At 69.9% G+C, this 12797-nt stretch carries 13 protein-coding genes; 6 read left to right on the top strand and 7 right to left on the bottom strand.

Going from position 1 to position 12797, the window contains the following annotated elements; genetic code table 11:
- Positions 1-49: 49 nt before the first annotated feature.
- A complete protein-coding gene (nadE, locus tag E7Y32_RS03660) occupies positions 50-874 on the bottom strand; it encodes an ammonia-dependent NAD(+) synthetase (protein ID WP_146335927.1) in 825 nt (274 codons plus the stop codon).
- Between the two features lie 104 nt (positions 875-978).
- Between nadE and E7Y32_RS03655 the strand changes: the two genes are divergently transcribed.
- A complete protein-coding gene (locus E7Y32_RS03655; protein ID WP_146335926.1) occupies positions 979-2232 on the top strand; it encodes an FAD-dependent oxidoreductase in 1254 nt (417 codons plus the stop codon).
- A 77-nt stretch (positions 2233-2309) separates the two neighbouring features.
- Here E7Y32_RS03655 and E7Y32_RS03650 read toward each other — a convergent pair whose 3' ends face one another.
- The 5 genes from E7Y32_RS03650 to acsA are packed head-to-tail and all read right to left on the bottom strand — an operon-like array spanning position 2310 to position 7808.
- A complete protein-coding gene (locus E7Y32_RS03650) occupies positions 2310-2552 on the bottom strand; it encodes a phosphopantetheine-binding protein (RefSeq protein WP_146335925.1) in 243 nt (80 codons plus the stop codon).
- A 13-nt stretch (positions 2553-2565) separates the two neighbouring features.
- Entirely contained in the window at positions 2566-3990 is a 1425-nt protein-coding gene (locus tag E7Y32_RS03645; RefSeq protein WP_146335924.1) for a dihydrolipoamide acetyltransferase family protein, read from the bottom strand.
- Complete coding sequence (locus E7Y32_RS03640) at positions 3983-4963, bottom strand: alpha-ketoacid dehydrogenase subunit beta (protein ID WP_146335923.1); 981 nt, start codon at positions 4961-4963, stop codon at positions 3983-3985. The genes E7Y32_RS03645 and E7Y32_RS03640 overlap by 8 nt, the downstream gene beginning before the upstream one ends.
- Positions 4960-5979 carry a pyruvate dehydrogenase (acetyl-transferring) E1 component subunit alpha gene (gene pdhA / locus E7Y32_RS03635; RefSeq protein WP_146335922.1) on the bottom strand — a complete coding sequence of 340 codons (1020 nt, stop codon included), beginning with the start codon at positions 5977-5979 and terminating at the stop codon, positions 4960-4962. Before pdhA ends, E7Y32_RS03640 begins: the two co-directional genes overlap by 4 nt.
- Entirely contained in the window at positions 5976-7808 is a 1833-nt protein-coding gene (gene acsA / locus E7Y32_RS03630) for an acetate--CoA ligase (protein ID WP_146335921.1), read from the bottom strand. The genes pdhA and acsA overlap by 4 nt, the downstream gene beginning before the upstream one ends.
- A gap of 138 nt (positions 7809-7946) precedes the next feature.
- Between acsA and pyrE the strand changes: the two genes are divergently transcribed.
- The 4 genes from pyrE (at position 7947) to E7Y32_RS03610 (ending at position 11148) form a co-directional block, all read left to right on the top strand.
- Positions 7947-8531: an orotate phosphoribosyltransferase gene (pyrE, locus tag E7Y32_RS03625; protein WP_146335920.1), complete on the top strand. Its 585-nt coding sequence runs from the start codon at positions 7947-7949 to the stop codon at positions 8529-8531.
- A 106-nt stretch (positions 8532-8637) separates the two neighbouring features.
- Entirely contained in the window at positions 8638-9405 is a 768-nt protein-coding gene (locus tag E7Y32_RS03620; protein WP_146335919.1) for a GAF and ANTAR domain-containing protein, read from the top strand.
- 186 nt (positions 9406-9591) lie between these two features.
- Complete coding sequence (locus tag E7Y32_RS03615; RefSeq protein WP_261382527.1) at positions 9592-10041, top strand: hypothetical protein; 450 nt, start codon at positions 9592-9594, stop codon at positions 10039-10041.
- Between the two features lie 66 nt (positions 10042-10107).
- Positions 10108-11148 (top strand): thioesterase domain-containing protein, encoded by a 1041-nt coding sequence (locus E7Y32_RS03610; protein ID WP_146335917.1) that lies wholly within the window; start codon positions 10108-10110, stop codon positions 11146-11148.
- A 30-nt stretch (positions 11149-11178) separates the two neighbouring features.
- Here E7Y32_RS03610 and E7Y32_RS03605 read toward each other — a convergent pair whose 3' ends face one another.
- Positions 11179-12045: an HAD-IIA family hydrolase gene (locus E7Y32_RS03605; protein ID WP_186467035.1), complete on the bottom strand. Its 867-nt coding sequence runs from the start codon at positions 12043-12045 to the stop codon at positions 11179-11181.
- A gap of 52 nt (positions 12046-12097) precedes the next feature.
- Here E7Y32_RS03605 and E7Y32_RS03600 point away from each other — a divergent pair, with 52 nt between their 5' ends.
- Positions 12098-12784: a TrmH family RNA methyltransferase gene (locus E7Y32_RS03600; RefSeq protein WP_146335916.1), complete on the top strand. Its 687-nt coding sequence runs from the start codon at positions 12098-12100 to the stop codon at positions 12782-12784.
- Positions 12785-12797 lie beyond the last annotated feature (13 nt).

The raw sequence follows: 12797 nt of genomic DNA, 5'->3' as shown, positions 1-12797 counted from the left end.
CCGTCCTGGCGCACCGGTCCGGTGTAAGGCAGGAGCCGCTACCGGCGGGTTACTGCTTCCACCAGGTGTCAAAAATGGTGACCGGGACGGTGCGCTTGTGCCGGGTCCGCAGGTACTTCTGCTCAATGAGCTCGGCCGCGGCAACGGGAACGTCGCGGCCCTCGAGATAGTCATCGATCGTGTCGTAGCTCAGGCCCAGTTCATCCTCGTCGGTGCGGCCGGGCTTGTTGTCCAGCAGGTCCGCGGTCGGCACCTTTTCCCAGACCCGCGCGGGGGCGCCGAGCTCCGCGAGCAGGGCCCGGTTCTGGCGCTTGTTGAGCCCGAACAGCGGGAGGATGTCCGCCCCGCCGTCGCCGAACTTGGTGAAGAAACCGGTCACGGACTCGGCGCCGTGGTCGGTGCCGATCACCAGGTAGTTGTGTTCGCCGGCCAGCGCGTATTGGGCGATCATGCGCGTGCGGGCCTTGGTGTTGCCCTTGTGGAAGTCGGAGATGCCGTTGCCCACGGTCTTCTCGAACTCGTCCTCGAAGCCGTCCACCGCGGCGGAGATGTTGAAGGTCCACTCGGTCTTGGCCCGGACGAAATCCAGGGCCGCCTGGGCGTCGTCCTCATCGTGCTGCACGCCGTACGGCAGGCGGACGGCCACGAAGTTTGCCTCGACCCCCTCGGCGTCGAGCTCCTCGACCGCCAGCTGGGCCAGCCGGCCGGCGAGGGAGGAATCCAGGCCGCCGGAGATGCCCAGGACATAGCCCTTGGTGTGGCTGGCCTTGAGGTATTCCTTGAGGAACGTGACGCGTTTGCGCACCTCCCCGGCGGGGTCGATCCGGGGCTGTACGCCCATTTCTTCGATGATCTTCGCCTGGAGTTCACGCATGCCTCACAGCCTAGCCAGCGGTGTCAATCCGGCTCAACTGTGCAAACCCGGATCCGCCGCGAAAAGCCCTCCCGCGGACGCGGCGCCAGGCGTAGCGTATGGCCATGGAGAAGACCGGATGCGCGGTGGTCGGCGGCGGCCCGGCCGGCATGATGCTTGGCCTGCTGCTGGCCCGGGCCGGCGTGCGGGTGACGGTCCTGGAGAAACATGCCGACTTCCTGCGCGATTTCCGCGGCGACACCGTGCACCCCTCCACGGTCCGGCTGATTGACGAACTCGGCCTAGGCCAGGAGTTCCGCCGGCTGCCGCAGAGCCGGCTGAAAAGTGTGGTGTTCCCCGTTCCGGGCGGCCCGCCGGTGACCATGGGCGACTTTGACGCCCTCCCGCCGCCGTACAACTACATCGCCATGATGCCGCAATGGGACTTCCTGAACTTCCTGGCCCGCGCCGCGGCCGAGGAACCGGGGTTCACGCTGCTGATGAGCCACGCCGCCACCGGACTGGTCCGGGACGGGGGACGGGTCCGCGGCGTTCGCGTGCGGACACCGGACGGCACGCAGGAGGAACTGCGGGCGGACCTGGTGGTTGCCACCGACGGCCGCCACTCCGCGCTCCGCGCCGCCGCCGGGCTGGCGCCGAAAGAATTCCCCGTCCCGTTCGACACCTGGTGGTTCAGGCTGCCCCGCCGTCCCGATGAAACCGGCGAGGTGGCCGGCCTGGTGCCGGCCTTCGGCCCCGGCGAGGCGCTGGTGGGCCTGACCCGGACCGACTTCTACCAGATGGGCTACCTCGCCCCGAAGGGCACCGACGTCCGGATCCGCGCGGAGGGCGTGGAAGGCTTCCGACGCCGGATCGCGGCGCTCCGGCCCGACCTCGCCGACCGTGTTGACGCCATCGCGTCCCTTGAGGACCTGCACTGGCTCGACGTGCGCCTGGACCGGCTGCAGTCGTGGCACATCAACGGGCTGCTCTGCATTGGCGACGCCGCGCACGCCATGTCCCCGGCCGGCGGCGTCGGGATCAACCTCGCCGTCCAGGACGCCGTGGCGGCGGCGGAACTGCTGGCGCCCGCCCTGCTCCGGGGCCAGGTCACCAGCGCGGACCTCCACCGCGTCGAACGACGGCGGCGGCCGCCCACCGTTATTGTGCAGACCGCCCAGCGGGTGATGCACCGGGCCGTGTTTGGCCCGATCATGGCCGGGAAACAGGCGAAGTTCCCGGCCGCGGCCCTGTTCGTGGCCCGGCGTGTGCCCGCGGTCCGCAAAATCATGCCGCGGCTGATCGGCTTTGGGCCGCGCCCCGAACACGCGCCGGCGTTCGCGCGGCGCACCGGGGCCGCGCCGCAGCCGCAGCCCTAGCCCCCGACCCCCGTCGACTGCTCCGCTACGGCCCTTTTGGACCGCCAAAACGGCAGGTACGGAGCAGCGGATGCGCCTCAGCCGTGCGCGGCGAGGTAGCTGATCAGGCCGTTGATTGTGGCGACGGCGGGGTAGTCCCGCTCCGGGATGTCCACACCGGTGGCCGTGTCGATGGTTTCCACCAGCCGCAGGAAGTCCAGCGAGTCGAGGTCCAGGTCCTGGCGGAGCCGGGCATCGCCGCCGACGTCGTCCAGTTCCACCTCGGGGGCGACCTGCCCTAGCGCGGCCCGCACCGCGGCCCGGGCATCCTGTTCATTCATGGGGTCTCCGCCTTCACAGTTCGTCCGGTTTTTGCAGCAGTTCGTCGATCCGGGCCAGGAAGCGCCCGCCGCGGAGCCCGTCGCTGACCCGGTGGTCGGCGGAAAGGGTGGCGGTCGCGGCGGCGCGCACGCCCAGCATCCCGTGCTCCGCAAAGGGCCGTTCGAGGACGCGGCCGAACCCCACCATGGCCACCTGCGGCGGGTAGATCACCCCGTAGACGCTGTCCACACCGAGGTCCCCCAGGTTGGTCACCGTGATGGTGGGGTCCGCCATCTCGGCGCGCAGCAGCCGCCCGGCCCGCGCCCGGCTGACCAGGTCCCGCAACTGTTCCATCAGCACATCGAGGGGGAGGGTGTCGGCGTCGTGGATGGCGGGCGCCACCAGGCCGCCCTGCCGCAGGGCCACCGCGACGCCGAGGTGCACCGCGGCGCTGGGCCGGTAGGCGCCGTCCACGTAGAAGCCGTTGACTTCCGGGACGTCCTTGGCCGCGAGCGCCGCCGCCTTCAGCAACAGGGCCGAGGGGACCAGCCGGGACGCCACCGGCCGCTGGGCGTTGACGGACTCCATCCAGCCGACGGCGGCACGCAGGTCCAGGGTGGTGCTGAGGTAGTAGTGCGGGATGGTCTGCTTCGAGCGGGACATCAGCGCCCCGATGGCCCGGCGCAGGGTCGCCACGCGCTCGCGGGCCGCGGAGGGCTGCTCCGGGGCCGCTTCGGCTGGCGGTGTGGCGGCCGGCAATGTGGCGGCCGGTGCTTGCGGTCCGGCAGCCGGTGCCGCGCCCTCCGCTGGAGCACCTTCTTCCCGCGCAGCGGCGCGCTGCACGTCCTCCACGGTCACGGCTCCTTCCGGCCCGGTGCCCGGAACCGAGGAGAGCTCGACGCCGAGCTCGGCCGCGAGTCGACGGGCCCGCGGTGCGGACCGCACCCGCCCGGCTGCCGGCGGCCGGGAGGCCACCGCGTGTTCCACATCGGCGCGGGTGATCGCCCCGTCCTTGCCGGTGCCGTGGAGCCGTGAGGTGTCGACGCCGAGGCGGTGTGCCAGGTGCCGGACCGGCGGCGCGATCGGGGGCGCCGCCTGCTCCGGGCCGGCGTGCGCTGCCGGGGGCGCCGCTTCGGCCGCGACGGCGGGCGCCGCCGGGGGAGCCTGCGCGTCGGCCAGCCCGCGCTGCGGCACGTCCGGGCCCGGCGGCCCCACTTCTGCCGGGGTCTGCGTGATCCGGGCCAGCGGCGTCCCCACCGGCACGGTCTCGCCGATGTCCACGAGGAGGTCCGCGACCACACCGTCCTGGAAGGATTCGACGTCCATCACGGTCTTGTCCGTGTCCACCACGGCCACGAGGTCACCGCGGCGGACGTAATCGCCGGGCTTGACCAGCCATTCGACGATTTTGCCGTGCTCCATGTCGGCGCCCAGCGAGGGCATCAGGAAGTCAGCCACGCGCCCCGACCGCCTCCCGCGCCGCCGCGACCACCCGTTCCACGGAGGGCAGGGCGGCCAGTTCAAGGTGCTTGGCGTACGGGATCGGCACCTCGGCGCTGCAGACCCGGCCGACCGGAGCGTCCAGGTCGAAGAAAGCGTGTTCGCTGATCCGGGCGCTGATTTCGGCGGAGATACTGCCGCTGCGCCAACCCTCGTCCACCACCACGGCGCGGTGCGTCCGGGCCACCGAGGAGAGGATAGCGGCGTCGTCGAGCGGCCGGAGCGTGCGCAGGTCCAGCACCTCGGCGTCGATGCCCTCGCGGGCGAGCTGTTCCGCTGCCTCCAGCGTCAGCGGCAGGGTCCCGCCGTAGGTGATGAGCGAGACGTCGGCGCCGGTGCGCCGGATGGCAGCGCTGCTGATGTCCACCGCGCCGGCGTCCTCCGCGAGGTCACCCTGGACGTTGTAGAGCGAGCCGTGTTCGAAGATCAGCACCGGGTCCGGGTCCTGGAGCGCGGTCCACAGCATGCCGCGGGCGTCCTCGAGGGTGGCGGGGGTGAGGATCCGCAGCCCGGGAATGTGCGCGTACCAGCCCTCCAGGCTGTGCGAGTGCTGCGCCCCGAGCTGGCGGCCGGCGCCGGTGGTCATCCGGATCACCAGCGGCACGTGGAACTGGCCGCCGGACATGTGCAGCAGGGACGCGGCGTTGTTCACGATCTGGTCCAGGGCCAGCAGGCTGAAGTTGACGGTCATGACCTCCACGATGGGGCGCATCCCGCCGAGCGCGGCGCCGATGCCGGCACCGACGAACCCGGATTCGGAGAGCGGGGTGTCGCGGATCCGGTCCGGCCCGAACTCCTCCAGCAGGCCCAGGCTCACGGCGAAGGAACCGCCGTAGGCGCCCACGTCCTCGCCCATCAGGAACACCCGGTCGTCGCGCTGCAGGGCGTCGCGGATTCCGGCCCGGAGCGCCTCCCGGTAGCTGGATTTCATGACCGGCGCCCCTCTCCCGGGCCGCCGGGTTCGCTGTACACAAAGCGGGTGAGGTCCTCGAGCGGCTCGGGGGTGCCGGCCTCGGCGAACTCGACGCCGGCGGCGACCTCGGCCTCGGCGTCGGCCTGCAGCTGCTGCCAGTCCGCGTCCGTCAGCTGGCCCGCAGCCTCGAGGGAGGCGCGCAGCAGCGTGATCGGGTCCCGTTCGAGCCACCGGGCGACCTCGGCCTTGTCCCGGTACCGCTCCGGATCAAACATCGAATGCGCCCGGAAGCGGTAGGTGCGCAGTTCCAGGAAGTGCGGGCCGCCGCCGGCCCGGACCGCATCCACGGCGCGCCGGGCGGTTTCCTCGACGGCCAGCACATCCATGCCGTCCACGGCCCAGGCGGCGATCTCGTACCCGGCGGCCTTCAACGCCATGTCGGTCTGCGACTCGGAGCGGCCCAGCGCCGTGCCCATGGCGTAGAGGTTGTTTTCGCAGCAGAACAGCACCGGCAGCTGCCAGAGGGCGGCCAGGTTGAGGCTTTCATGGAACTCGCCCTCCGCGACGGCGCCCTCGCCGAAGAAGCAAACGGTGACGCGGGACCGCCCGGCCAGCTTGTCCGCGAGGGCCAGCCCGACGGCGAGCGGCAGGCCGCCGGCGACGATCGCGTTGCCGCCGTAGAACCGGGTGGCGGCGTCGAACAGGTGCATGGAGCCTCCGCGACCGCGGCAGCAGCCCTGTACGCGGCCGTACATTTCGGCCAGGATCGCGCCGGCGGACACACCGCGCAGCAGCGCGTGGCCGTGCTCCCGGTAGGTGGCCACGACGGCGTCCTCCGGCTCGAGCGTCTCCAGCACCCCGGCCGCCACCGCTTCCTCGCCGATGTAGACGTGCAGGAAGCCGCGGATCTTGGCGGCGCTGTACAGCTCTACGCATTTCTCCTCGAGCCGGCGGATCCGCAGCATCTGCAGCAGCAGGTGCCGGCCGTGCACAGGATCCAGGGGGCCGGCCGGCGCCCCCAAGGGCCCGCTCATTCCGGGCCTCCCGGCTGACGCTCCGGCGCCGGCGCCTCGATGGTGGACGTGTCGCCTTCCGGCAGCCCCAGCTCGCGGGCCTTCAGCAGCCGCCTCAGGATCTTCCCGCTGCGGGTCTTGGGCAGCGCGGCGGTGAAATCCAGCAGCCGGGGCGCCACCGCCGGGCCCAGCCGCTTGCGGGCGAAGCCGATGATCTCCAGCCGGAGTTCCTCGGACGGTTCGAAGCCGGCGCGCAGTTCCACGAAGGCCTTGACCACCTCCCCGGCCACCGGATCGGGGACGCCGATCACCCCCGCCTCGGCCACGGCGTCGTGCTCCATCAGCGAGCTTTCCACCTCGAACGGGCCGATCAGGTGCCCCGAGGACTTGATCACGTCGTCGCCCCGGCCGACGAACCAGTAGTAGCCGTCGGCGTCGCGCCGGGCGAGGTCGCCGGTGAGGTACCAGCCGCCGGCGAAGCAGCGGCGGTAGCGCTCCTCCTCGTGCAGGTAGCCGCGGAACATGGACGGCCAGCCGGGCCGCAGCGCCAGTTCGCCCATGGTCTCCGGCTCGGTGACCAGCACCGCCTGCCCGTCCCGGACCACCGGCTTGTCCTGCTCGTCCCGCAACACCAGGGCGGCGTCGATGCCGGGCAGCGGCCGCCCCATGGACCCGGGCCGGATCTCGGTGGCGGCGAAATTGGAAATCATGATGCCGCCGGTTTCGGTCTGCCACCAGTTGTCGTGGACGGGCTGGCCGAAGGCTTCCTGGCCCCACACCACCACCTCCGGGTTAAGCGGTTCGCCGACGCTGGCCACGAAGCGCAGGGCCGAGAGGTCGTGCCCCTCGGCGCGTTCCGCCCCGGCTTTCATCAGCATCCGCAGGGCGGTGGGGGCGGTGTACCAGACGCTGACGTGCTGCCCGGCGAGGATCCGGTACCAGCGGTCCGCGTCCATTTCCTCCTCGTCCACGATGCACGTCACGCCATGGCTGAGCGGCGCGATCACGCCGTAGGAGGTCCCGGTCACCCAGCCGGGATCCGCGGTGCACCAGTATATGTCGTCCGGGTGCAGGTCCAGGGCGAAGGTGCCGGTCGCGTGATGGGCGGTAACGGCGTCGTGCACGTGGATGGCACCCTTCGGCGTCCCGGTGGTGCCGGACGTGAAGTGCAGCAGGGCCATGTCCTCCGGCTGGGTCGCCGCGATCTCCCGGTCCGCCGGGGCCGCCTGCATGAGCGCGGCCAGGTCCAGGGTGCCCGGTTCCGGGTCGCCGTCGGCGTCCGTGAGCAGCACATGGCGCAGCTCCGGGAGTGAGCCGCGCAGCTGGGCCACCTTCCGCCGGTACAGGGCCCTGGTGGTGATCAGCGCCCGGCCGGACCCGAGCTGCAGCCGCTGCCGCACGGGGTCCGGGCCGAAGGCCGAGAACAGGGGGCAGAACACACTGGCGTTTTTGAAGGTGCCGAGCATCGCGATGTACAGGGCGGGGCTGCGGCCGGCGAGGGAGAAGACGCGCTCGCCGCGCCCGACGCCGAGGCTGTGCAGCACCGCGGCGAAGCGGCTGCTTTGCTCCGCCAGCTGCGCGTAGCTCAGCGAATGGCTGCTCCCGTCGGCCCGGATGAACCGCAGCGCCTCCTGTGCGCCGTGGCCGCCGGCGGCATGGCGGTCGGCCGCCTCGTAGGCGATGTTAAGACCCCGGCCGTCGGGCAGTCCGGACAGCTCCCGGCGGGCCTCCTGCCACGAGAACGCGGCCCGGCTCGCCTCGTAGTCCACCAGGTTGGGCCGGACCCGGAAGCTGCCGGGATCCTTGCGGATCGCCGGCCAGCGGGTGGAAGGTTCGGTTCCTGCCGTCATGCTTACATCGGACGCCCGCCCCGTCCCGGTTGCCAGTGCCGGAAGTCCCGTGCAGTACGTCCCCGGCCGCCACCACCGCTCCGACATCTGGCCGCCCGACGGGCAACCGGTGCCCGGCCTGCCACTAAACTAAGTGCCATGACTGCCACCCGTGACTTTGCAGCCGACGCCGCTGCCGCCCGCGCCCGCCTCCTGGAACTGATCAAGGAGCTGGCCGTCGTGCGCGGCAAGGTCATTCTCTCCAGCGGCGCCGAGGCAGACTATTACATCGATCTGCGCCGCATCACGCTGCACCACGAGGCCTCCAAGCTCGTGGGCCAGGTCATGCTCTCGCTGCTGGACGACGCCGGGATCGACTTCGAGTGCGCCGGCGGACTCACCATGGGCGCGGACCCGGTGGGCACCGCCGTGATGCACGCCGCCGTCGACGCCGGCCGCCCGGTGGACGCCTTTGTGGTCCGCAAGGCCCAGAAGTCCTACGGCATGGGCCGCCAGGTCGAGGGCCCCTCGGTGGCGGGCCGCAAGGTCCTGGTGCTGGAGGACACCTCCACCACCGGCGGGTCGGCGCTGACCGCCGTCGAGGGTGTGCGCAAGGCCGGCGGCAACGTGGTGGCCGTAGCGGTGATCGTGGACCGCGACACCGGGGCCAAGGAAAAGATCGAAGCCGAGGCCGGCGTCCCCTACCTGTTCGCTTTCGGCAAGGACGAACTGGGCCTCGACTAGGCGTTTCACCGGCGGCGGACACGTGTGGACCGTGCTTGGGGGGTGACTTATCATGGCTTAAATACCCCCATCGGTACTGTCCGTACCCTTAGTTGGAGAACGCGCCATGCTCCCGCCCCAGGAATACCCTGCCTCCGTCAGTACCGTCGACCAGGTCCAGAACCTCATTCTCGACAGCACGGACTTCGAGGAGTTCCTCAATGAACTCGCGCGTTTTTCCGCGCACCAGGTGGCCGGCGAGGGCGACGACGCGCTGTGCGGCATCACCCTGCTGCGGGACCGGAAGGCCGCGACCATCGGCTGGAGCAGCGATTCGGCCAGGGAAGTCGACGAGATCCAGTACCGGCTGGCGCAGGGCCCGTGCCTGACGGCGGCGCAGGAGGAACGGGAGGTCTACGTCCCGGACCTGTTCGAGGAAGACCGCTGGGGCCCTGACTACGCCTCCGCCGTGGCGTCGCACGGGCTGCGCTCGGTGCTTTCGGTGCCATTCCATCTGCAGGGCGAAGCGCAGGCGGCGCTGAACCTGTACTCGGACGCGCCGCACAAGTTCGACGGCGACGTCGCGGTCCGGGCGCGCGACTTCACCCGGCAGATCTCCCAGGCGCTGCGCATGGCCGTGCGCTTCTCGCTGCACACGGACAGCGCCACCAACCTCCGGGCCACCTTGGAGTCCCGCACGGTCATTGACATGGCCATCGGGATCGTGATGGCCCAGAACCGCTGCAACCAGGCGACGGCCGTCCAGATCCTTACGGACGCCTCGAGCCATGGCAACGTCAAGCTCCGCGACATCGCCACCTCGCTGGTGGAATCCGTGGGCGGCTCGGCCACCCGCACGCACTTCCAGGAACCCGGACGGCAAGCGACCGGTTAGACCGGGGACTTGTGCCCTACCCATCGTGCAGTTACGCTGAGTGAGGTTGAGCCGTCGGCCATAGACACTTTATTTGGAGTACCTATGGACCACTCGCTTAATGCCCAGGTCAAACTTGATGTCGCGTTAGATGTCATCCGAATTGATGTCCGGGGCAGCCTTAGCCAAACTACCCGCCCGGCCCTGATGCAGCTGATCCAGCGCATCCGCCGCATGGGCATCACCTCCCATGTCCGCGTGGACCTCGCCAACGCCGAGTTCGTCGAATCGTTGGCCCTTGCCGGACTGCGCAACGACCTCAACGCCATCGACACCGGTGCCGCGCGGCACGAGATAGCCGGCTCGGTGAGCCTGCCGGCCGGGGTGTCGCTGGAGCTGCAGATGTTCGGCAGCGACTACGGCAAGGTTTTCCAGCCACTGGATCTTTCCGTGGACTTTATGGCCTCCGTCGACCCCTCAGGGACCCGGCCGCTGGCCCGCTACTCCGACGACGAACTGCTGGCGGCCAGCGACTGCGTCTTCGGCAAGCTCGACGACCCGGCCAGCGGGGCGCCGTCGGAACTCCTGGCCCGCTACGACGACATCACCCTCGAGCTGACCCGGCGCGAAATCGACCGCGAGGCCGAACCAGCCTAACCGGCGGCCCCCGTTCCGCGCCGCCCGCGTTTCTGCTCCGCGGGCCGCTGTGGCTACGGTAGAGGTGTGCCGCGTGAGACGGAAGCGAACGACCGGAGCGGACCCGGCAGTGCCGAGGCCCGTGTGCTCCGGCACGCCGCGGAACTCGAACGCTTCTCGCGCCGGAACTTCCTCCTCGGCGCCGGTGCAGCGTCCGCCCTGGCTGCGGACATGCTGTTTACGCGCCGGGTGCAGGCCGAACGCCGGGTCAACAAGATCCTCACGGTGGCCGACGACGTCGCCGAACGCTACTTTCCGCGTGCCAGCTGGTTCCTCTTCCCCGGTTACAAAACCAGCTGGGAGGAGGCCCAGTGGATCCTCAACTCGCTGCGCGGCGCCCTGAACAAGCGCGGCCAGCTGGCCGCCGTCGGCTATTCCAACGTCGGGCTGGAAATCGACAAGATTGTGATCGCCGTGATCGAACACGTCCGCGCACACCGGCTCGACACCCTCTACTTCTACGGGCACAGCTTCGGCGGCATGGTGGCGGTGCAGGTGGCCGCCCGGTTGCTGGAGCTGCACGGCGTCAAGGTGGCGTTTATCCTGCTCGACTCCAGCCCGTCGAGCCGGTACGACGTCCTGGACCAGAGCTGGTTCGAGGGCGTGGTGTTCCTTTATGAGAGCGGCTTCCGGTTCCCCACCGTGCTTCGCGGCGGCTACGAACTCGGCGAACGGGTGCTGAACAAACATGAGCGGAGCTGGAGCCAGGTGCTGGACCAGACCCAGGAACAGCTCTCACCAATCGCGCCGTCGAGCGTGCTGATCCAGACCGAATCGGCCTACATCTACCACTTCGACCTGAACCGCTTCGTCGGGAAGCTCGGCGACGCCAAAATGGCCTTCATCGGCAACCCCAAGGACCAGACCGTGAGCTACGAAACGGCCCGGGACACCTGGATGCTGAGGTTCAAGGCAAACATGGTCTCCGATACGCTCCGGACGGACGGGGCGCGCCCGGCACACGCCAGCCCGCAGTGGAACCCGGGTGTCTACCGGCCGCTCATCGAAGAACTCCAGGACGAGTTCCTCCCGCTGCCTTCGGGCGGGGGAAAGAAGACGGCCTTCTAGCGTGGCCCAGGCCGCGCCGGGGACCAGCCCTCAGATCTGGTTTTTCAGGTCCGCCACCGAGTTCAGGACCTGGTTGGGCCTGAACGGGTAGGCCGCGATGTCATCGCGGTGCGTGATGCCGCTGAGCACCAGTACGGTGTGCAGGCCGGCCTCCATACCGGCAATGATGTCGGTGTCCATCCGGTCCCCGATCATGGCCGTGGTCTCCGAGTGGGCGTCGATCTGGTTCATCGCCGAGCGGAACATCATCGGGTTCGGCTTCCCCACAATGTACGGCTCCCGGCCGGTCGCCTTGGTGATCAGCGCCGCGATCGCCCCGGTGGCGGGCATCGGCCCGTCCTTGGAGGGGCCGGTGGCGTCCGGGTTGGTGGCGATGAAGCGCGCGCCGCCGAGGATCAGTCGGATGGCCATGGTGATGGCCTCGAAGGAGTAGGTCCGGGTTTCGCCGAGCACCACAAAGTCCGGGTCCTGGTCGGTGAGGATGAAGCCCGCCTCATGCAGCGCCGTCGTGAGCCCGGCCTCGCCGATCGTGTAGGCGCGGTTCCCGGATTCCGAGCCGCGGACCTGGTCCTTGAGGAACTGGGCCGTGGCCAGTGCCGACGTCCAAATGTTCTCCTCCGGAATTTCCAGGCCGGAACTCTTCAGTCTCGCGGCGAGGTCCCTCGGCGTGAAGATGGAGTTGTTGGTCAGGACCAGGAACCGCTTGGACGTGTCCACCCAGCGCTGGATGAGCTCCGAGGCGCCCGGAATCGGCTGGTTCTCATGGACCAGCACACCGTCCATGTCCGTCAGCCAGCACTCGATCTCCTGGCCGCTGCGGTACAGCGAGGACGAGTCCCGCGCGCCGTCAGAATCTGAACGCCGGTCCGTGCCGTGGTCTTCGTGCTGATCCGCCATGGTGCCCTCCGCCGATAGTGTGCCGCAACAGGACCCAGTCTACTGTTGAGTCGTGACTGAACCCGAGACTCCCAGCGAACCCACCGCCGGTCCCGAGGCGGCGCCGGACGGTGAACCGGAGGCGCGGGCGGAGGTCGGCGTCGGCCCCTGGCCGGGGGAGTGGCCGCAGGGCGACCATTGGGACCCGGACCTGCTCGCCGACGGGGACCGCCGCAACGTGCTGGACAAGTACCGCTACTGGAAACACGAGGCGATTGTCGCCGAGCTGGATTCGCGGCGCCACAACTTCCACGTCGCGATCGAAAACTGGCAGCACGACATGAACATAGGCACGGTCGTCCGTACCGCGAACGCGTTCCTGGCCAAGGAAGTGCACATCATCGGACGACGCCGGTGGAACCGCCGCGGGGCCATGGTCACCGACCGCTACCAGCACGTCCGCCACCACCCCACCGTCGAGGATTTTGTCGCCTGGGCGCAGGGCGACGGGCTGGCCGTGATCGGCATCGACATCTTCCCCGACTCCGTCCCGCTGGAGACCTACGAGCTGCCCCGGGACTGCGTGCTGGTGTTCGGCCAGGAGGGTCCCGGCCTGACCCCGGAAGTCCACGCCGCTGCCGTCGCGACGCTCTCGATCGAACAGTTCGGGTCCACCCGCTCGATCAACGCCGCCTCCGCCGCCGCGATTGCGATGCACGCCTGGATCCGCCGGCACGTCTTCGGCCAGCTTCCGGGGTAGCGTCCCGCTGCCG

It is taken from the genome of Arthrobacter sp. UKPF54-2, assembly GCF_007858535.1.
GTDB lineage: Bacteria > Actinomycetota > Actinomycetes > Actinomycetales > Micrococcaceae > Arthrobacter.
The sequence above is the reverse complement of the archived record's forward strand: the minus strand, read 5'-3'. Positions and strand labels throughout refer to the sequence as shown.

Excerpts from the sequence above, each read along its gene's own strand:
- E7Y32_RS03640 (WP_146335923.1), bottom strand. The coding sequence starts at position 4,963 with ATGAAATCCAGCTACCGGGAGGCGCTCCGGGCCGGAATCCGCGACGCC.
- pyrE (WP_146335920.1), top strand. The coding sequence starts at position 7,947 with ATGACTGCCACCCGTGACTTTGCAGCCGACGCCGCTGCCGCCCGCGCC.
- pdhA (WP_146335922.1), bottom strand. The coding sequence starts at position 5,979 with ATGAGCGGGCCCTTGGGGGCGCCGGCCGGCCCCCTGGATCCTGTGCAC.
- nadE (WP_146335927.1), bottom strand. The coding sequence starts at position 874 with ATGCGTGAACTCCAGGCGAAGATCATCGAAGAAATGGGCGTACAGCCC.
- E7Y32_RS03605 (WP_186467035.1), bottom strand. The coding sequence starts at position 12,045 with ATGGCGGATCAGCACGAAGACCACGGCACGGACCGGCGTTCAGATTCT.
- E7Y32_RS03650 (WP_146335925.1), bottom strand. The coding sequence starts at position 2,552 with ATGAATGAACAGGATGCCCGGGCCGCGGTGCGGGCCGCGCTAGGGCAG.
- acsA (WP_146335921.1), bottom strand. The coding sequence starts at position 7,808 with ATGACGGCAGGAACCGAACCTTCCACCCGCTGGCCGGCGATCCGCAAG.
- E7Y32_RS03620 (WP_146335919.1), top strand. The coding sequence starts at position 8,638 with ATGCTCCCGCCCCAGGAATACCCTGCCTCCGTCAGTACCGTCGACCAG.
- E7Y32_RS03655 (WP_146335926.1), top strand. The coding sequence starts at position 979 with ATGGAGAAGACCGGATGCGCGGTGGTCGGCGGCGGCCCGGCCGGCATG.
- E7Y32_RS03615 (WP_261382527.1), top strand. The coding sequence starts at position 9,592 with ATGCAGCTGATCCAGCGCATCCGCCGCATGGGCATCACCTCCCATGTC.